The 18,984-nt window shown below is 48.3% G+C and carries 18 protein-coding genes and 1 riboswitch; of the genes, 10 read left to right on the top strand and 8 right to left on the bottom strand.

Features of this window, described 5'->3' with window-relative positions; translation table 11 throughout:
* Nucleotides 1-163: 163 nt before the first annotated feature.
* The 7 genes from HXZ99_RS04140 to HXZ99_RS04110 all read right to left on the bottom strand — a co-directional run bounded on the left by HXZ99_RS04140 (nt 164) and on the right by HXZ99_RS04110 (nt 8,948).
* Entirely contained in the window at nt 164-631 is a 468-nt protein-coding gene (locus HXZ99_RS04140) for a Csu type fimbrial protein (protein WP_194755987.1), read from the bottom strand.
* Nucleotides 628-2,961: a fimbria/pilus outer membrane usher protein gene (locus HXZ99_RS04135; protein ID WP_194755986.1), complete on the bottom strand. Its 2,334-nt coding sequence runs from the start codon at nt 2,959-2,961 to the stop codon at nt 628-630. Before HXZ99_RS04135 ends, HXZ99_RS04140 begins: the two co-directional genes overlap by 4 nt.
* Entirely contained in the window at nt 2,958-3,746 is a 789-nt protein-coding gene (locus tag HXZ99_RS04130) for a fimbrial biogenesis chaperone (protein WP_194755985.1), read from the bottom strand. The genes HXZ99_RS04135 and HXZ99_RS04130 overlap by 4 nt, the downstream gene beginning before the upstream one ends.
* A 19-nt stretch (nt 3,747-3,765) precedes the next feature.
* Nucleotides 3,766-4,263 (bottom strand): spore coat protein U domain-containing protein, encoded by a 498-nt coding sequence (locus HXZ99_RS04125; RefSeq protein ID WP_194755984.1) that lies wholly within the window; start codon nt 4,261-4,263, stop codon nt 3,766-3,768.
* Between the two features lie 378 nt (nt 4,264-4,641).
* Nucleotides 4,642-5,667 carry a hypothetical protein gene (locus HXZ99_RS04120; RefSeq protein WP_194755983.1) on the bottom strand — a complete coding sequence of 342 codons (1,026 nt, stop codon included), beginning with the start codon at nt 5,665-5,667 and terminating at the stop codon, nt 4,642-4,644.
* Nucleotides 5,668-5,736: 69 nt separating this feature from the next.
* A complete protein-coding gene (locus tag HXZ99_RS04115; RefSeq protein ID WP_194755982.1) occupies nt 5,737-7,032 on the bottom strand; it encodes a hypothetical protein in 1,296 nt (431 codons plus the stop codon).
* An 80-nt stretch (nt 7,033-7,112) separates the two neighbouring features.
* Entirely contained in the window at nt 7,113-8,948 is a 1,836-nt protein-coding gene (locus HXZ99_RS04110) for a serine hydrolase domain-containing protein (RefSeq protein ID WP_194755981.1), read from the bottom strand.
* A 900-nt stretch (nt 8,949-9,848) separates the two neighbouring features.
* Between HXZ99_RS04110 and HXZ99_RS04105 the strand changes: the two genes are divergently transcribed.
* From HXZ99_RS04105 to HXZ99_RS04060, 10 genes are all read left to right on the top strand, one after another.
* Nucleotides 9,849-10,202 (top strand): hypothetical protein, encoded by a 354-nt coding sequence (locus HXZ99_RS04105; RefSeq protein ID WP_194755980.1) that lies wholly within the window; start codon nt 9,849-9,851, stop codon nt 10,200-10,202.
* A 100-nt stretch (nt 10,203-10,302) separates the two neighbouring features.
* Nucleotides 10,303-10,806 carry a GrpB family protein gene (locus tag HXZ99_RS04100; RefSeq protein WP_194755979.1) on the top strand — a complete coding sequence of 168 codons (504 nt, stop codon included), beginning with the start codon at nt 10,303-10,305 and terminating at the stop codon, nt 10,804-10,806.
* Nucleotides 10,807-10,923: 117 nt separating this feature from the next.
* A complete protein-coding gene (locus HXZ99_RS04095; protein ID WP_194755978.1) occupies nt 10,924-11,427 on the top strand; it encodes a GNAT family N-acetyltransferase in 504 nt (167 codons plus the stop codon).
* A 53-nt stretch (nt 11,428-11,480) separates the two neighbouring features.
* Entirely contained in the window at nt 11,481-11,945 is a 465-nt protein-coding gene (locus HXZ99_RS12405) for a PH domain-containing protein (protein WP_407928488.1), read from the top strand.
* Nucleotides 11,946-11,993: 48 nt separating this feature from the next.
* Nucleotides 11,994-12,581: a DJ-1/PfpI family protein gene (locus HXZ99_RS04085; RefSeq protein ID WP_228517538.1), complete on the top strand. Its 588-nt coding sequence runs from the start codon at nt 11,994-11,996 to the stop codon at nt 12,579-12,581.
* Nucleotides 12,582-12,890: 309 nt separating this feature from the next.
* Nucleotides 12,891-12,982: riboswitch (cyclic di-GMP riboswitch) on the top strand.
* A 134-nt stretch (nt 12,983-13,116) separates the two neighbouring features.
* Nucleotides 13,117-13,578, top strand: coding sequence for a Csu type fimbrial protein (locus tag HXZ99_RS04080; RefSeq protein WP_194755976.1), 462 nt, complete (start codon nt 13,117-13,119; stop codon nt 13,576-13,578).
* A gap of 9 nt (nt 13,579-13,587) precedes the next feature.
* Nucleotides 13,588-14,355 carry a fimbrial biogenesis chaperone gene (locus tag HXZ99_RS04075; protein ID WP_194755975.1) on the top strand — a complete coding sequence of 256 codons (768 nt, stop codon included), beginning with the start codon at nt 13,588-13,590 and terminating at the stop codon, nt 14,353-14,355.
* A complete protein-coding gene (locus HXZ99_RS04070; protein ID WP_194755974.1) occupies nt 14,318-17,032 on the top strand; it encodes a fimbria/pilus outer membrane usher protein in 2,715 nt (904 codons plus the stop codon). Before HXZ99_RS04075 ends, HXZ99_RS04070 begins: the two co-directional genes overlap by 38 nt.
* Nucleotides 17,023-17,472 (top strand): Csu type fimbrial protein, encoded by a 450-nt coding sequence (locus HXZ99_RS04065; RefSeq protein ID WP_194755973.1) that lies wholly within the window; start codon nt 17,023-17,025, stop codon nt 17,470-17,472. Before HXZ99_RS04070 ends, HXZ99_RS04065 begins: the two co-directional genes overlap by 10 nt.
* A gap of 246 nt (nt 17,473-17,718) precedes the next feature.
* Nucleotides 17,719-17,856 carry a DUF3096 domain-containing protein gene (locus HXZ99_RS04060; protein ID WP_194755972.1) on the top strand — a complete coding sequence of 46 codons (138 nt, stop codon included), beginning with the start codon at nt 17,719-17,721 and terminating at the stop codon, nt 17,854-17,856.
* Nucleotides 17,857-18,174: 318 nt separating this feature from the next.
* Here the strand turns inward: HXZ99_RS04060 and HXZ99_RS04055 are convergent, their stop codons facing one another.
* A complete protein-coding gene (locus tag HXZ99_RS04055; protein WP_194755971.1) occupies nt 18,175-18,927 on the bottom strand; it encodes a hypothetical protein in 753 nt (250 codons plus the stop codon).
* Nucleotides 18,928-18,984 lie beyond the last annotated feature (57 nt).

Genomic DNA, 18,984 nt, shown 5'->3' with positions numbered 1-18,984 from the left:
TTTCACGTGTGGACGCTCTGTAATTTCAATATTATTAACAACAATGTCGGGCTGATCATGTTCGTTGACAATATGGGAAGTAAGCTCCGCATTGTCAAACGTCCGAGATCACGGGCTGTGGCCCAAAATGTTAGACAAGCGTAGTGCCTTTTTGGGTTAACAGCTAGTAGGTCACGATAATGTTTATAGTGTCAGTATATGTGCCGGGATGCGTACCACGTTGTGAGATCAAAGGAATACGGCCATAAACCGTATGCACATAGTTTTGGCCATCTACAGGGTTGGTATTGGTTACATCGAAATTGTCACCAGAATTGCCATCCCCCCAGATCTGTTGATAAGCAGCATCACGGTAAAGATTGTATTCGAGAGTCTGACCACCGGCAACCATATTGCGTAGACTATAGGTGCCGTTTCCTGTTAAAAGAGCGACTGAATAGCCGGCGACATCGGTGCAGTTCACCGTGATGTCGCCGGTGCTATCGACAAAGTTCATCGTTAGTGGGCTGAAACTGCCGAAACTGACCACCGAGGCGCTTACCTGACAGGTCGCTGCTTGTGCACCGAATGCCATCATCACGCCGGTTATGCATACCAGCACGCCTCCACGCCATAATAAAGTTGTTTTCATGGTTGTTCTCCGCAAGTCAGTGGTCCGATGCGCGGCTCGCTTGGTCCGGCGGGATCTAGAGCCAGATTTAATTGGCAGACACCATCTTTCCATTGCACCGTGAGATGATTGTTATCCGAGAGGTTCATCAGATAGACCTCTCCACGCTTGCCGACGATAAAGCTCTTCTCACCTGGAAACACCGTCACCCGCGCGCCGGCGGGAACCTCTGAGCCATCAAATAAGCGCAGCAGAACCAACGCATTGCGTGAACGGTATACCGGGAAGTCAACCAAGAGTCCACTGCGGGCAAAGGGTACGGCGATCTCTCGGACGCTGTGAATTTCGACATCGAAGGGCAGTTCGATCGGATCAATGCTAAGTTGGTTTGCCTGATAGGGGAGCAGGTTGGGGACGAGGGCCATTCCGCTAGCGTTGGTTACGGCGATCAGCTGATTGCTGCGGTAGATTGGAACACCTTCAATGTTATCTAACTTAACCACAGCGAAACTACCGGCACCAATAGTGCGAGCAGCGAAAGAGTGACCGCCCAACCAGCCGATAGAGCCACTGGCCCCCAAGCGAACGGCTGGGTTATTGACCGAGTCGGTAGCCTCGGCTCTGAAGCTGCCGACGCTAGTATTTTGAACAACTCCGGCATACCAGCGTTGGCTAGGAGCATCGCTGATACCCACTCGCCAGCCGGTTCCGGGACCTCCTGGTGGTGACTGACTTAACTCTACTCGGTTGATCGCGTTGCGATCGCGGCCATGGTTGGTGCTGGCGGTTAGAGCACGTTGCTTGCCGAGCGAAACATTGAGCGTGATGCCCGCACTCCAGCCATTTCTAGGGCCAAGGTCTTTACTTGCGTAGCTACTCAGGTAGATTCCATCTGAGAGTGTGGCACCTAGACTTACGGCAAGAAGATCCAAGCGGCTATTGTCCCAGGATGTCTGGGCTGTATAGTTGATCGCCGTTGAAACATTCCCCGGCAGCAAGGTGCCTAGCCGCGCACTGATGCGTTCCCGTGGTCGAGCTTCGCCAGGAAACGCTGCAAACTGAACGAAATCACGTTCAAAGTACTCCCAGCGTAAATAACCGCTTCCCTTTTGAGTGCGACGTTCCAATCCGAATAGATAATGATTGCCTGGGATGTTATCGGTCCGGGCAGTTGCCACCGCAGCCTCGGCGGTAGCGAAGGTGCCCAGTAACGCCACTAAATCGACGCCGAGCGCCTGGCGATGAGCCTGGGTCTCGAAGCGAACCTCGCCTGTCAGTGCCGAGGTCAATCCGTAGCGTCGGGTACCGGCAATAAAGCCATTGCTGAAATCATAATCATTGCTTCGTATGCCGTAGTTTTCACGCAAAAATCCTGCCTCGACAGAAAAGTCGGACAGGCCCTTGGCGAGCAGCCGGGGAGAAAAATAGTAACTCTGATTGATGATGCTCTCGCGCCCGAGTAGATCGCGTACGATTAGATTGATTTCTCCGGCACCGCTCGTTACTGGCACATTGGTGAGTTCGAACGGGCCGGGGGGAACTTGCTCTATCGCGCGGCGCTGATTGTTAATCAATACATCGATAGTGGATGGCAACGCAGCCGTACCTGAAAGGCTAGGCATGGGCATGGCAATGAATCCAGGCCGCAAGGAGAAGTCACGAGCCCAGCGGATGCCTGCATAGCGCGCAGGACGGCTCCAAGCACCACCATCGCCGACAGTGTCACCCAAAACCAGTGTCTCCATTGGACCGGGTAGGTCTTTGCGCCAATAGCTGTGCGTGCGAACCGCTTGATTGCTCTCCCGGTTACCGGTGAATAAGAGGCCGGATACAGCGGACCCCCAGTTATTGAAAGCTACGCCCTCAAGCAGAAGGCCGTGACTCTCGTAGCCGCGGTCCCCGCTGCTTACACTTGCGTCGTAGTCGAGATAGAAGCCAGGCTGAACTGCATCTGGCTTTATAAAAACGCCATTGAGTTGGTTTATCTTACTACTTGTGAAAGCGGATGCCGGTGCTGTAACTGTGAGGATCATCTGTCTATGATCGAGTTCGTAGGTTAAACCGACCACTGATTCAAGTGCATAACCATGTTGGTTGTCAGGTAGGAGTAGCGGGTCCCCTTCAGGCATTCGCAGGTGCGTCGCTTCCCAGGCTGCCGCCCCGAGAGCGAGGCGGCCGTCAGCGAGTTTCTCCGCGCGTACAATATTGGGCATTAGTTGGGTATTGATAATGACATTGAGTAACAGCGTTTCAGCACGTCCAATGTCGTTGTCTTGCGCGGCTGTTGGCGCTGCGAAGGTAAGCAGCGCCGTAACTAACACAACCATCATAGAGCCGCCGACGCGGTTCATTGTGACACATCATAAACTGAGCCCGTGGGTAACGGGGCAGCATTCGGTAATTCAAAACTCAGCCGGCCTGCTGAAGTTTCGGCAGTGACGGTCAATCGGCCTGCTGATACTGGCGGTAACGCAAAGCTCCATTGAAGCCATGCACCTGCTAGGATGCGTTGTCCTGCCCCTAGTTCCTCTTGCCAATTTTTGCCAGTCACCACCAGATTCCATACCTGCACATATTGGTCGCCGTTGTTATGCAGACGCACGCAGCCTAATTGAGAGGAGTTTGGGCATGGTCCAAGGTGCGGTTGCGGACCGATGTTTCCTGTTCCCGCGACAAATACCGGAAGGCGGTGTGAGAACACGAAACTCACGCCCTTATCGGCGTTTTGTTGATTCGTCCCGCTAATATCATCTAGCACTAAACGATAGGCTCGTTCTGCGATGGCTGTGGTGGGATGTCTCTGGGTGACTCGGAATACCTGAGTTCCTCGGGGATCGATCTCGACGATTGCAGGAGCAACTAACAGATCAGTGCTTTCTTCGAGGTGATTTTCGCCATTGCTCTGGGTCCATGCAAGAATCTGGCTTTGAAAAATTAATGGCAAGTCGGCGTTATTGGTGACCGTGATGGTCACTACTGGATGGGCACGCGACAACTCCACTTTTACTGGAGATATGGTGGTGGCTAGTGCAGAGGACGATATGAGGCAGGCAAGGACCATAAGCGCTAGCCGACCCAAGCTGCCTCTGTTGAGTCCCACATCGTATGACACATTCACATCGCTGGAGGAGTACATGAGTTATATCCTGTAGGAATTAATATTCAACGTTGATCACGATAGATGCCGAATATAGCCCTGGAGCTTTCCCAGAGTAATCTGCGGCCTTGATCAGTCCGTGCAAAGGCACTGCCTGTTCTGTTCCATCCGCTGTGAATGGAGCGGCAATGGCTTCACCTGAGGATATTACCGGTAGTGCATTGGTTAGGGCCGTCGCCGGCGTTTGTCCTAGGCTAAAAGGAATAGTGTCAACACCAGCCCCCGGTCCGGTTAGGAAACGAGGCGAGTCCGACCAAATTAACGGTGTTGTCACCGAAGTGCAGGCGATCATAAGCGAGCCTGCTGTATCTGCTACGACATCTTCTTGGACAAACGGAGAGAGCGGAGGAAATGTCATTGTTGATGCACTTACGGAACACGCTTCAGCAACGGTCGCTGAAACGTTCATGGTTCCGGATGCAGTTTCTGCCATCGCCGCGCTGCTCAGGCTTGCCGTAACGCTGAGTATCGCCAGAATAGTTAGTTTCGTGTTCATAGGATTTATCCTTTAAAAGGACTTACCTGCCCAGTATTGGACCGTGCCTTATTACTTGACTTCTGTCTGGGCGAGTTCGTTAACCGAGGCAGGAGTCACCTACGAGGTTAGTTTGATTGGGCTATGACGGTCTATGCGCTAGCGTACAGTTAGAAAAGAATTTTTTCTGGGGGAGGGGTTTGCGTGTTGAGACAAGTTTACTGTGGCGTTAAAGCCTCATAGGGTATTTTTCTTGTCATGTATGTATCGCTTAAAAACATTGGCCCAAGGCTCTGTTAAAAGTCGATTTCGGTTAGTGAGGTTGCAGTCTAGCAGCCAAATTAGACGGAGCTCAGCTTGCTAGAGATATAAGAGCGGCTAAGAGTTGCTCCACCAGTTTCATTTCCCCTGCGCTGTGCAGGGGAATAAGTCGGTACAGGCGTACTCAAGCGCTTGCCTGACTGACCGGGGGAAGTGGGTTCCGATGCGCGGATCCATGAAGCTAGAGAGAGGTAAAGTGGATTCCTCATCCAATCCTTCGATCTCTTCTATCTGTTCACGAAGCGACTGAAGCGCTGAACTATCGTGACGCTCTGCAAGCATAAGCACTGCCATGTTCCGAGCAACCCCACTGCGCGTAGGGTCACGCACGAAGTCAGTTAGCCGAGCGGCAGACTCTTTCCCCTCTACAACTGCCAGTGCACGAACTCCCGATATCTGAGTATGAAAAAAATCGTGCGTCAGAAAGGGCTCAATCGTAGCGAGCGGAAGGGGTCTGCGGAGCAAATACGATGACTCAAGCGCAACGTGCTGGCGGAAAAAAAGCTGTATTTCTGCATCATTGGCATCTGGGCTAAGGCCTGCCGCAGCCTCGTGAAGAGGCAGAATAATCAAATCAGCCAATGCATCAAAATCGCAATCCTCGTTCCTAAATACTCGGAACAAACATGGCTGCAATCGTTCGTAATCCTCTGCCGGTTGCAGTACTTGGTGAAAGCTGATGCGGTAGGTTGCGGCCACTTGGTTAGCCTCGTGTAGCGTCGCGATGCCAGCGCTGGGACTGAGTAATCTCCATTTTTCGTTCGCACGAGAGAGCAAAACGTAAGCGCTTTGATCTTTTCGGATCCAAGGAATCAGCGCATGCCGATGGCCGCTAGCGGATGTGAGCTCGACTTGAACTGGGCTCTGAACACGCACGATCGACGGGAGAGCATCGCCAGCTAGAACGCGCAGAACCTGTAGTTCTACGTACTCCCTGTGGGTCTCCACCAGTTGTACCAACGCCAAAGTGTCGGATTTTTCGAGAACCTCGCGGTGCCACGGCTCACTCCATGTTTCCGCCAACGCCCAACTGGGAGTAAGCGTCAAAACCAAGGCTAGCGATATTAATGCCACACGGAGAACAGCGAAAATTTTCTTGTTCATGGGAATCCCTATGGTTTTATAAGCTCAAGTAGATTTGTTCCTAGCTGCGCTTTGTTATGCAATGTACGATTAAATACAAAATCCACTACTTGTCTGTTTAAATTCTAGCTTCTCATTATTGCCAATTATGCGATATAGAACCTGATGCCAGCAGCCACCAGAGTGATATGAGAATTTCGCTATTTCGCCATCAATCTCTATCGAGGACACTCGGTGTGGGTTCTTTAACCACCTTGCCATCCGCTCGTCTTTCGGAACAACTTTTACACCTTTATGTGCCGAATAAGCCCACACCGCAGTATCCACATCAGACGTTTCTTCAATGTAAAAATATTCAGATGGCTCATCACTATAAAATGCTTGGTTAAGAGATATTGTGCAAAGCGCCCGCTTCGCCTGCCTGCCTGCAGCAGGGCATGCGACCGAGTAGAAAAAAACAATGTTATTTTCAGCCTTATGCGGTGAAAATTTGAATATGGTTTCATAATGTAAATGGCTTGTGTCTCGAAATAATAGATTTTGAGATTTAAGCTCAGCAAAAGATTCAATCAGTGATTTTTCTGTCAGTCTATATCTCCAATCGCCATCATCTTCAAGAAACTCCTTCATTTGAGTTAATACTTCTAAACATGACGGCCTATATTGATCGTTTGACTCTGCGCAGTACCTTTCCTGCTCGGCTATCCAAGTGCTTCGAAGATTTTCCGCTTGCAGCTCATCAATATATTCGTAGTTAACAGTAACCTCACGGATCTTCTTCGAAGGTACAATTTTATATAATGCTACATTCTCAGGACCACGATCGAGAAAGAGTTTGTAATCAGATTCAGTCTCAAAACGGCGACACGTTTCATTTGACCAACAATATTGGGCAAACTCAGAATAGTTGCTATCTGAGTGCGTCACAGTCTCAGCTTTACATAGGTATTTATCTGTTTCTTTGGCGGCTAATTGCTCACGAGGAAGGAAACATCTTACCTCAAGAAAAGTGTTGGGACCTGGATCAAATCCTCGCCATGCTTTGTATGTTGTTTCATTATGAATAAAGCACATGTGCCACTCGTACAATGCTACCTTCGGCGAACCTTTGCGACTAAAGCCAAAATACCTATTTGCAGGTTCGCTCGTAGACACAGAGGCCTGAGTGTATATATGCCCCTTTTCACAATTTGTGTCATTGGTCGAGTTTGAAATACGGATTTTAAAGTCGATAGAGTCCTCGCTATCTGTTTCTATAAGGTATGTATGATGATCCTTGTCAGATGAAGAGCCAGTATCATAATGAATTGGCCGATTATCCTCCGAAGCAGAAACAGATGAGCATGAAGCCACAAATAGACACAAAATTAATATTCGAATGATCACAGAGTTACCTTTGCATAACGCTTAAAATAAGCCGTGCCGCGAAGCGGCATCGGCTTGAACGAATTGTTAGCCGCCTAGCCTCAACTCCATAGGCGCACCGGCATCAACCCCCAGAAGGCAAGCACCACGCACCACTGGAGTACCCCAAGCATTGCCAGCTTGTCCCACAGCATGCCTCGGTCCGTTGCACCCCAGCGGAACGAACGCCACAACCCGAAGATCATCGCAAGCGGCAGAATGCCTGTCATCAGTGCCAGCAGCGCGCTTGCTGTAGTCAGGTCGCCAAGTTGCAGGAAGGACTGGCCAAAGAATAGCGGGATCGGAAGAAGAAGCGCCACGGCTGCGAGAAATGGCACAAACAGCGCAGACGAAGGCTGTAGCCGACGGCGCAGCACGCGAACAATTCCGGACACAAGCAGCCAGACCAGTCCGGCCAATCCTGCGGCGAGGCTGGCCCAGAGAGGCACCATGCGCCACAGACTTGCCTGTTCATAGCTGCGGAAGCCATCGCTGATGACTCGTTTTCCCTGATCCGAAACGATGAGCACGTGCGATGCCCGCGTTCTTTCCTCGGCGCGGAAGAGCCGGTCACCTGTGGGCAATAAAGGCCTAGCTGCGCCTTGGAACGGGTTCAGATGCAGTTGTCGCCCGTCCCACCGGACAGTTGCAAAGTTCAGGGCTTGGTCGAGGTAAGCGAAGCTTTCGGTACGGCTGGGGGCCAGTATGTAGACTCCCTGCCAGTCACTGATCCCGTCAGGTGGGGTTGCTATCGGTGCCGGCGTCGCGGCGTCAATGCCGAGTTCTTGGATCAGCAAGGCGTCGAATCGATCGTAGTCCGCTGTTTCGGCATCAGCATTGATGGCAATGAAGAACGCCTTCTGCTCTTTGGGAAACAGGCAGAAATTCGCCCGGAAGCCCACCGTGGTACCGACATGGCAGTTCCCGACAACACCGTGTCGATCTCGGCTGTTCAATCCAAGTCCATACCCCGCATCAACCAGCCCCGCCAAGGCTGCTTCGGTGGTCGTCGGCCTTCCCATTACTCGCAGCAGGTCAGGGGCGATGAAAGGCTTGCCGTCGATCTCGCCGTTGCTCATCAGGTAGCGCGCGAGCAGCGCCATGTCCGCCGCGGTGGAGGTGAACTGCCCGGCAGGGCGTAGATAGAGCGGGACGGAAGGCTGGGTGGCGCCGCCCTCGAAGTGCCCCATTGCCAGGCTGGTATCCTCATGAGGTCCCTCTTGGGAAACAAACTGGAAGGTGCTCCGGTGCATGCCGAGGGGATACAACAGTTGCGAATCAAGATAGTGTTCGTAGCGCTGGCCGGTCACCTGCTCGATCACCATCCCAAGCAGGGTGTAGCCCAGGTTTGAGTAGGAAAGACGGCTACCCGGCCGGCTGCGGATCCGTAGCGGCTCCCGTTGGATGCTCGTCCTCAGTGGCGCATCGGGTTCGGCATTAAGGCTGAAAACCTGCCAGAGGCGGGCGTCATCGAGTCCGGATGTGTGATCCAGCAGGTGCCGCACGAGGACGGGGTGGCTTGACGCCCAGTTATTCTCAAACTTGACGTCAGGCAGGAGCGGTGCAACAGGACTGTCGAGGGTCAGCCTTCCTTCTGTGACCAGTCGCAGTATTCCAGTGGCAATCAATGTTTTGACTATCGAGCCGGTCTGGACTCTGCCTTCAGGGGAGAGTGGCTCTTGGCGCCTGACATCGGCGAGGCCAGCTGCACCCGTCGCAATCCCATCGGGTGTTACGGTTGCCCATACAACGCCTGCCAACCCCTCATTTTCAATCGATTTTTCCATCTCTGCGTGAAGTTCGACACCGACCTTAGACTCACTGGCATGAGCCGATATGTTAAACACTCCTGCGCAGATAGCAGCTGTTGCGACAATCCATTTGAAGAATGTACTCATCCTCTCCCCATTTGCTGCGAGATGGCCTACTGCCCGCCCTTCAGCAGGCGTTTCGTGCGAAAAGTGACGGGGGGCTAACATTTGAATACTAGGCATGTAAGTGAGGTAATCGTGCGGGAAGACTGATGGTTTCTGCGGATGTCATGACATGCTCCCTGCGTTTACTTTGCACAAACCGTGCGTGCCTATTTATTCTTATGATGGCGACTTATTCATCGCTCGTTTTATGTTCAATGTTCTGACTCTAGCGTGCTTGAGTTCGATCGGCAAGCGGATACTATGCGCACTGGTCTTTATGTATCAAAAAGTATTAAATCAACGTAAAGGGCGCAACAGAACTATCGTTGACATGCTATATGGCAGCGGTGAACTATATGCCGGTACCATGAATCCATTGGATAGAATAAAAGGTGCGCTGTTGCCAGCCTCATATCTGCAGTAGTCATGGCACATTATCGACTTGCCTAACGGCTGCAAGCCGTTTATTGTCTATGTTATCGAATAAATAATAAGCAAGCATGGGAATGAAATAGAGCGCGCACAGATTGCGCCGCACGAACACAGGGAGCCGTTCATGAAATCCTCAGTATTTATCGACCTCCCACACTGTTCCTCACCGCTAATACACTGTGCATGCTTAGTATTCAAATGTTAGGTTACAAGACCAGAATGCGCTATTTCTTAGTTCTCATAGCAGTAATCTTGAGCGGTTGCACCGCTTACTCCGAGCGAAGCTACAAGTCCCCTGAGGAGGCTTGGCTAGACGTAGTCGCTCAGGTACGGAGTGATCAAAATACACCCCATCGCGGTCTTATGTTTCTCTATTCCGGACCATTCGGTTGGAGCGATCCAGATTGGAGAATTACCATTGACTTTCTCCGGGATTACAGAGTCGAGATAGTGAGATTCGAAGCGCATCCCGGATTTCAGGCTCGGGAATTGTTTGAAGCTGGATCTAGAGATAGAGAGCAGCTGGCCGAGCAGCTCCGATTCACACAAATAGGCGCAAATGAGACAAACTGTCCTGGAATTAAGGAATGGGCTCACCGCATTTGGGCTTCGGTAGTGGAGAAGTCCGCCGAGTTTGACTTCGTTGGTGATACCCTCATCAGGACCGATGGTGGTGCTCTCTACAAGGTTGTTCTCGCTAATGGGCGATATGAACGCATCGGATACTCAACGGCATTTTCTTCCGATTCCGTTGTGGAAAGCATTGTGGCGTTTGAACGCTTTGTGGCCGAATGCAAATCTTAAGCCTAACAAGGCGCTCAAGTTCGTTCCGGCCTTCGGCCTCCACCGGACGCGGCTAACGCTGCGCCGCTTAGCTTAAATGTTAGCAATCTTGAGAGTGGAAATGAAAGTTGAGTTAAAGCAATATAATTCGAAATGGCCTGAGCTATTCGAGCAAGAAAAGACGTTTCTGCTAGAAAAGATCGGTAGTTGTCTTGTTGGCTCAGTGGAGCACGTTGGCAGCACTGCTGTGCCAGGCATGATTGCAAAACCGATAATCGACATTATGTTTGGAGTTGAAGGCCTAGAGTCTTCAAAGGGTGCAATTGAAGTTCTGCAATCGAATGGATATTGCTATTACCCTTACAAATCAGACGTTATGCATTGGTTTTGCAAGCCTTCTCCCGAGCTTCGTACGCACCATTTGCATTTGGTACCGTACCAGAGTCCGCTGTGGAAGGAACGCATTAGGTTCCGGGAACTACTTCGAGAAAACCCGAAAGTAGCGGAGGAATACGCTGCCTTAAAACAATCATTGGCGGCTGAAATGGCATCTGATCGCGAGTCATATACTGATAGTAAGTCGCTATTTATTAAAAAGGTGCTATTTGCCAGCCCCAACCGCTAACAAGTCGTGTCAGTCGGATAATTTGTTCCGTGGCTTTCTTTGTGCTGGACACTGCGCTAACGCAAAGCGCCACTCCACAAACTGCGGCTGAACTAAGCGTTAGAAGGGAATTATCCAGTGCAATTAGTACTTCCAAGTAAAGAGTATGAGCAAAGCTACCTCGAATATATCCTGGAGCTTGGTGATGAGGAGAGGTATCCATTTCCTCTGGATTTCGATCACTCTGATTTTGATTTATTGCTGGAAAAACTTGAAAAGTTTAGTACGGGCAAAGACCTACCAGAGGGCTATGTTCCCGCAAGTACTTTTTGGTTAGTAGATCGGGGCGAAATTTTGGGTGTCTCCAACCTCCGACACCATCTCAACGATCGCATACAACGTGCAGGCGGCCACATCGGGCTTGGAATAAGACCTACACAACGCGGGAAGGGACTTGGGATTCACTTGCTAAGTTTGACGCTTGAGAAGGCATTTGCGCTTGGCATTACCCAAGTTCATATCCATTGCCATAAACATAATGAACCTTCAGTGAGAATGATTCTAGCTAACGGTGGGCGCTTGGAATCTGAGATTGAAGATGATGGTGAGATCATACAGAGGTATGAGGTGTATGCCCTTTAACAATTGCACGCAATTCGGCGCTATGGGCGCAGGCGTAGCTTCGCTCCGCGTTAATGGCGAGCGTTAGCAAGGAGACTCCCGTGGAGCAGGTATATAAGTCAAAGATTGATACGTGGCTTGCGCTGGTTTTGATGAGTGCCGCTAGTGCATGTTTCATTGCGTTTGTGTTCGCTCTCCTTAGCGGAAGTGCTATTGCAATTGTCGTGGCTTTACTAACACTTATTATTGGCGCTGGCCTGCCTGTATGGGTGATGACAAGTACAAGTTACACCTTGAGTGGCACGACTCTGATTGTGAAGAATGGACCGTTTAAGTGGCAGGTGCCAATTGAGCAGATCAAAAGCATCACGCCAACTTCGAGTCCATTGTCGAGCCCAGCTCTCTCGACCGATCGACTCCGGATAGATTACGGGCGTTGGCAATCGATAATGATCTCGCCAAAGTTTAAGGATGAATTTATCCAAGACTTGGAGTCACGTCGTAGGGGAAATCGCGAACAAAGCCATCTAAATGGATAGCTCCGCTCGTGCACCGTTTATGGAAGCGTTCTGCATTTTAAGGAGAACATGGTGAATATCGGCATTTTTATCTATCGCGACGCTGAAGTTCTCGATTTTTCTGGTCCATTCGAGGTTTTCTCGACCGCCTCACGGCTGTGCGGCACGGAAAGTCCGTTTTCGGTGTTTCTCATTGCTGAGGGTAGCGAAGCTGTGACTGCTAGGGCTGGCTATACAGTTGTGCCGCATTACTCAATTGATGATCACCCACCACTCGATGTGTTGATTATATCTGGGGGTGTGCATACCCAGCAGATGACAAACGAGAAGATTCTTGCCTGGGTCAAACAGCAGTCGGAGTACGTAAAGCTAACAGCCACGGTTTGCACAGGAATTTTCATTCTGGCTCAAGCTGTTGAGTCCCTCTCTTGCAGCGTCACCACTCACTGGGAAGACATTAATGATCTCAAAGCCATGTTCAGCCGTCTTGATGTCATTCAAGGCGTGCGATGGGTTGATGAGGGAAGTATTGTTAGCTCGGGCGGTATATCAGCGGGTATAGATATGAGCCTGCATTTGGTAAGTAAGTTACACCGCGAAAATTTGGCGGTGAAAACTGCTCGTCAAATGGAGTTCGCTTGGGTAAGGAGCGCATAAACAGTCGCGTAAAGCGGACTGCTTTTAATCGCCGCTGTGCTCGATCCTCTTTGAATTCCACCTTTATTTCTCTAATTCAGCTTGTAAAAGCCATAAATTAATCAATTAATTAGATTTGAGAGAGTTATTTTAAAAATAAAAATAATGTTGAATCCTGACCCTTATCAATTGGTTGAATTTATTTAGGTGGGTTTAACTGGTTTTATTTATGTACGCTTAGTTTATATACCTTGCTATATGTAAATATAGGGAATAGCATTGTGTAGTAAGTCAATTTAATTTTAAGTTGGCTTATGTATAGCAACGTTGAGTTGTCAAGAGCAAACCCATCGAAAGGTGGTGACGCAAAGTTACCTGTCTAAAAGTTGTTACAAACAACTCATGATCGAGGAACTGCCACACATCGTTATCCAAGTAGATAATTTCTTTTGCCTAATGCTGTGGCTTTTGTAGAGATAGCCATATAGCTTGCCTGCCTCATCTCAAGGTTGTTCTTGCCTTAAATATACGTACTTAGGTACGTGGGAGAACACATATGAAAAGAATTATCCTAGCGACATTAATCTCGTCAGCGTTTATTGCTTCTACTGCGCACTCAGAGACTGAAACGTCTACTTTTGATGTGACGGCAGAAGTCGCCGCAAGCTGCCAAATTACCACAAACCCGCTTGCATTTGGTGCATTTGACCCTTCAATCCAAACTACCGGTTCATCAGCTCTTGATGTTGCCTGTACTTCTGGTTCTACGGGTACCGTAACCTTAAGCTCGGCTAATGCGTGGACTATGGTCGATGGTGTGAACACTCTTGCGTATGGCTTATTCACAGATGCTGGCCATACAACAGTTTGGGATAATGCCACTATCGGTCAAACAGTGACTGGTGCGGGCCTATCTACGCCTACCGCATTTAGCGTCCATGGGAAAATCGATGCTCAACCCGCAGCGCAAGTGTCGGCTGCTTACAGCGATACTGTTACTGTTACAGTAACTTACTAAGGTCATTTTATGTTGAGCTTTATGTTTAATCGTAAAGTCAACGCACACCAGGCTAGTGTTACTAGTCTGGCGTGCAGTGCCTTTCGTCTCATAATACGCATAGCTATCTCGAGTGGGATATTTCTATGTGCCTCGGTTTCTGCGCAATCTCTTGGCGTATCACCAGTATATGTAAGTCTTTCTGAAGATAACCGTATAGCATCAATTACGGTAACGAACTCAAGCAATAAACCAAGAACAATTCAAATTAGACTCTATGAGTGGACACATGAAGGAATTAAAACAGAACTCATAGATACAAAAGATATTATTCCGTCACCGCCGATTGCAGTTATTCCGGCCAAAAAAACTCAAATTGTTCGAGTTGGTATGCGCATGTCGGCAGAGAAGCATTACGAAAAAAGTTATCGACTAATTTTGGATGAGATTCCTCAATTAGATAGCGCCGGCGTAATTATGGCGCTGAAAATTTCTTTACCTATTTTTGTTAAGCCTTCTGAAACACAAGTAAATCACAATCTAGATTGGCATATTGAGAAGCGTAACGGGGAGCACTTTTTAGTAGCGAAAAATATTGGCAACGGCCACGTTAAAATTAATGATATTGCTGTTTCTCCCACAATGCTGACTCATGCAGAGGCACAATCAAATATCTATGTGCTTCCAAAAAGTTATTATGAATGGAAACTACCTTCTGAGGTAATGAATCACCGCAATATCCAGGTAAAAGCAAATGTCCATGGACAAGCGGTTTCAATATCTGTGCCAGTACTTTAAATCTCTGGCGGCAGTCATATCTATCTTAGTATTCTCCTCTAGCGCAGGTTACTTGGCTTTGGGCGTGTCGGAAGCAAGCGAAACCCCATCAAATACTCCCATTCAAGCCGCTCGGCTCGGAAATTGGCCCAATAAAACTCGGTTAGTTTTTGAGGGGCTAGATCGCATCGATGCAGAAGTGAAGCCTGGCAGCCGTTCTCAATCGATTGATTTGCGGTTCACTTTTTCAAAGCCTTACAACAACGCAAACAGCTGGCTGGAACGTATTATTCCTAACAACCATGATGCAATCCAAAGTTTTCAATACCACCCAGTGTCATCAACTGTTTTCGATGTTCGATTCAATTTTTACCGACCAACGATAACCAATATTCTAAAGCTTGGTGCAATGGAAGGGTTTGCTCCACGTTTAGTTATCGACTTTTACGAAGCAGATTTCGTTCTTGAGGAACTTTGGTTAGACGTGACCATTAATGGACAGTACGAGTACGGTACCGTATTAGCACTGACGTTTGAGGGCAATGATGTCCTTATAGATGGTGCTGATCTCGAGAAGTGGAGGGTCAATCTGCCCGCACATAATTACGTTGAACACTATGATGCAAAATATTATTCATTACGGGATGTTGGCTATAAGTTCGAACTTGACCGTAGCCGTTTGCATCTATCTGTTCAGATTCCTGCCACTGAATTCAAAGAACTTCATTTAAAAGCCTACCAATACACAGCGGCAACACTAACCAAAACAGAGCCTGGCTTCTTTTTGAATTATGATCTAACAGCAACTCGAGATGCGGTAGCAACGACCGGTGCAGGTTATCTTGAGTTCGGGCTCTTTAATAGCTTAGGCAGTCTAAAGCAGACATCAATACATCGGTACGATGAGTCAACGTCAGAATTTGAATCGATACGATTGGATACCGTTTGGCGAACCGACTTTCCCGATAGAATGACATCGTTTTATATGGGGGATGTTTTGACCAAGTCTGCCAGTTGGAATAGAGATTTGCGCATGGCTGGATTTAAGTGGGAAACCAATTTTGCTACGCAGCCAGAACTTATCAAAGTTCCCACGCTGGCTTTTTCCGGACTTGCCGGTGAGCCATCGACAATTGATTTGTATATCAACGATGCCTTGCGGTTTCGCCGAGAAGTGCCACCTGGACCATTCAGTATCGATGAGTTGCCGACCATTACTGGTTACGGTGATGTGCGAATGGTGGTGACGGATATTTTGGGGCGACAGCAAGTTTTGCAGCATAGTTTTTTTACCGACAGACGTTTGCTGCGCGAGGGATTGCATGATTATTCGTATTCAATTGGTGCAGTAAGAGAAAACTATGGTTTCAGTCATGCGGATTATAACGGCTGGCTCATCAATGGATACCATCGCTACGGGGTCAGTGATAAGTTCACGACTGAGTGGTCGGCGCGCCTGACTGAGCATTATCAATTGCTTGGTTTGGGCGCTGTTCATGTGTTGCCGTGGAGTAATTCATTCAGTTATTCAGTGGCTGCCAGTCACAGTGAAGCAGGGGCAGGGCACCTCATACAGTTAGGTATACAGCACCAACGACGAGAGTTTAACTTTGGCATTGATGCGCAAAAATCGTTTGATCAATTTCAAGTGAGTGATGTTGAACTTTTGATGAACTATCCTCAGTTGCAAGTGGCGTCTCATATAAGCTGGTCTCCATCGGGTTTTGGTAGCTTCCGCCTTGGATATACCAAACAACAATATGCGGCGAGCAGCGTTTCTTTTGTCAATGCAGGCATCTCCACGCAAGTTGGCGATCTGGGGTATTTTTCTATCCAGGCTTTAAAATTTCTTGACGATCATCAGGAATATCAGGTTTCAGCGACAATCAGTATCCCATTGGGGAGACGTTCTAATCTGAGTACGGGCGCAACCAGATACGCAAATAGAGACACAGGATATGTTCAGCTGCAGCGACATGCGCCCCCAGGAAACGGTATAGGTTTAAGACTGCGACACGGTTTACTGGATGATTCGAGCAGAAGAGCGGACGTATTGTTAAAAAGTAGCATTGGTAACTATACCCTAAACTATCAGGCGCACGAACGTGATGGTGGTTATGAGGAGGCTTATCGAGCCAGTGTAAGTGGCTCTATAAGTTATGTTGGTGGGTACATGAAATTAGGACAACCGGTCCATGATAGTTTTGGGTTGGTGAGTTTGCCAGAGTATCCGAACGTTAAGGTTTATGTAGATAACCAACATATTGCTACTACAGATAAAGATGGTCATGCGTTTATCCCAAGACTTCGAGCATATCAAAATAACCGCATTAGACTGGATTATGCCGACCTTCCTTTAAGCACTAATATTGACTCATTAGAGCAAGAAATTAGGCCTTACTATCGTAGTGGGGTAGTCATAAAATTTCCTGTTTCACAGTCGCTTAACGCGACAATGAGTGTTATCACGACAAACGGTGACTTTGTTCCTGTTTCCGCTCAGGCAACGAATGAAAAAAGCGGTGAAATCACAATCATTGGATATGACGGTTTATTATATTTAGTAGGGCTTGCAGCCGAAAATACAATAGCCATAGAGTGGAAGAAGGATAGCATGCTATATCAGTGCACACTGACCTTTAAGCTTCCCAATGAGCCTGATATTTTGCATGATTTAGGGAGAATGGTATGTCGATAATATTGAATCGAAAATTAGTCTTAACATTTGCAGGATTAAGCTTATGTCTGTTCTCAGCGGGGGCTCATGCCGGTTGTATGGTGTCAGCACAGGGAGTGGCATTCGGGTTATATGATGGTTTAAATGTTAGCCCCACTGAGAGTACTGGTGTCATCGAAGTTACGTGCGATGTTTCTACCAGTTATCAATTATCGCTGAGCACTGGGACGGGAAGTTTTACCGAGCGGAAAATGGCGAATGGGAACGATAATCTTGTTTATAATCTTTTCACCGACCCAAGCTATTCATTTATCTGGGGGGATGGTACAAGCTTCACTAGTACCGTAAACGGCGTCACAGATTCGACCCAAGTTCATTATGTTTATGGCCGTGTTCCAGCGCGTCAAGATGTGGCTGTGGGAACCTACAGTGATGTGATTATTGTAACCATGCAGTTTTAAATGCTCGTGTTTTAACTAATTGATGCTGATGCGTAGATTTCTTTTGGAACCTGAATTGGCTAGGTAACCATCAAGTTAACTCGGTAACCACCACCGCAAGTGGCGCTTGCGCTCACAGGGGCATAATAGGTCCTATCAGGTCGCGCCACATACGATTCCATCCCTTTTTTAAAAATTGCTATAGTTCTCGACAGGGCGCACAATGCTTTGGTTAACCCACGCGGTTCAATCAAAAAGGATAGAGTTATGTCTTTTCATATTACCCTTACTCCAGTGCTGTCCATCATTGCCGGTGTTCTCATACTTATCTATCCCAAGATTCTTAACTATGTTGTGGCTATTTATTTGATTGCGATTGGTGCAATTCAAATCTTTGGTCTGTAAGTTTCGAGGGGCGGCTTGGCGTCGTCTGATTACTAGGCTTGAATTGAACGATGAGTGAGAAATTCTCGCTGTTCAGTTCTTGTTGCCACTGTAGCCTCGTCGCATGTGGCCGCCAGAATACTCCGCTACTTCGTGAAAATCAGCCACTATAGTTCAGCAGCGCGTATAATTTTCATTTGTACCGATGTGTGATTGAGATCGATACCAACAATAAGGTTATCGGGGCGAACTACTCGTAAAGCACTTGCATACCAACCTAAAAGCTTAGAATGGATGTATGCGTGAACATCTGATGAAAATCTTCAGGTACCTGAGCCCTTATAAATGATGGCCTGATTCACGCTTAGGATAAGCCGCGGGGCTCCAACGTTTCTGTGCATAGTAGATGATGAAGGAGCCGATAAGGCCGGGCAATATCCATGTGATCCAGCTAAAACTACCTAAGCCACTGAGCAATCTGCTGGCGCCAAATACAGTAACTGCCGTGTAAGCACCAATGCCACTGCCGATAAAAGCACCAATATGCTCATGTAGCCAATGCGTCGGCTTTTTTGAATGGTAGTAAACGTAGTTTCGAATTTGGAAAAACAACACAATTCCAATCAATGCAAAGGCGCCGTATAAGATACTCTGAACGTAGATTGCGACTCCTGCCAAGGCCACTGCGCTGGCCACTAAAAGCCCCAATAAAAGAGAATAGCTTGGGTGACGAAGCAGCTTGCGTTGCTCTTTGTCGCGTATAACTAGGCTGGCGTGCACCAGCAGCGTCAATGTGAGAACACTTAGAAAAAACAGAAAGCTCGCGAAGCTTCGCATTTGCAAAGTGACGGCTTCAGGGTTTGCTGCGTTACCTATAATCTCACCGAAAAACCATGATGGGTTTAACAGAATGAAGGTTGTCGACGTAATCGCTGAGGCGGCTACAACCAGCATAGCTAGGCGATACATACTCCCTGTTTGTTTGTGTGAGCGAGAGCCCTTTTTGGTTAAAATCGGTCCCCAAAACGCGATGATGGCTAGCGTGCCTGCAATAATGTGTGTGTTTCTTAGTATGCTATGAAGTAGTTCCACGGTTGTTTCTCCAAACGAGGTATCGTTAGAACTGATGTTAGGCAACTAGCACAATCG

The organism is Aliidiomarina indica, from assembly GCF_015354615.1.
Lineage (GTDB): Bacteria > Pseudomonadota > Gammaproteobacteria > Enterobacterales > Alteromonadaceae > Aliidiomarina > Aliidiomarina indica.
This window is presented reverse-complemented; position numbering and strand designations above follow the sequence as displayed.

Bases quoted from the DNA above. Each gene is read 5' to 3' on its own strand.
- HXZ99_RS04070 (WP_194755974.1), top strand. From the start codon at position 14,318: ATGGACAAGCGGTTTCAATATCTGTGCCAGTACTTTAAATCTCTGGCG.
- HXZ99_RS04125 (WP_194755984.1), bottom strand. From the start codon at position 4,263: ATGAACACGAAACTAACTATTCTGGCGATACTCAGCGTTACGGCAAGC.
- HXZ99_RS04120 (WP_194755983.1), bottom strand. From the start codon at position 5,667: ATGAACAAGAAAATTTTCGCTGTTCTCCGTGTGGCATTAATATCGCTA.
- HXZ99_RS04085 (WP_228517538.1), top strand. From the start codon at position 11,994: ATGGTGAATATCGGCATTTTTATCTATCGCGACGCTGAAGTTCTCGAT.
- HXZ99_RS04060 (WP_194755972.1), top strand. From the start codon at position 17,719: ATGTCTTTTCATATTACCCTTACTCCAGTGCTGTCCATCATTGCCGGT.
- HXZ99_RS04065 (WP_194755973.1), top strand. From the start codon at position 17,023: ATGTCGATAATATTGAATCGAAAATTAGTCTTAACATTTGCAGGATTA.
- HXZ99_RS12405 (WP_407928488.1), top strand. From the start codon at position 11,481: ATGGCGAGCGTTAGCAAGGAGACTCCCGTGGAGCAGGTATATAAGTCA.
- HXZ99_RS04100 (WP_194755979.1), top strand. From the start codon at position 10,303: ATGAAAGTTGAGTTAAAGCAATATAATTCGAAATGGCCTGAGCTATTC.
- HXZ99_RS04135 (WP_194755986.1), bottom strand. From the start codon at position 2,961: ATGAACCGCGTCGGCGGCTCTATGATGGTTGTGTTAGTTACGGCGCTG.
- HXZ99_RS04130 (WP_194755985.1), bottom strand. From the start codon at position 3,746: ATGTACTCCTCCAGCGATGTGAATGTGTCATACGATGTGGGACTCAAC.
- HXZ99_RS04140 (WP_194755987.1), bottom strand. From the start codon at position 631: ATGAAAACAACTTTATTATGGCGTGGAGGCGTGCTGGTATGCATAACC.
- HXZ99_RS04110 (WP_194755981.1), bottom strand. From the start codon at position 8,948: ATGAGTACATTCTTCAAATGGATTGTCGCAACAGCTGCTATCTGCGCA.
- HXZ99_RS04080 (WP_194755976.1), top strand. From the start codon at position 13,117: ATGAAAAGAATTATCCTAGCGACATTAATCTCGTCAGCGTTTATTGCT.
- HXZ99_RS04075 (WP_194755975.1), top strand. From the start codon at position 13,588: ATGTTGAGCTTTATGTTTAATCGTAAAGTCAACGCACACCAGGCTAGT.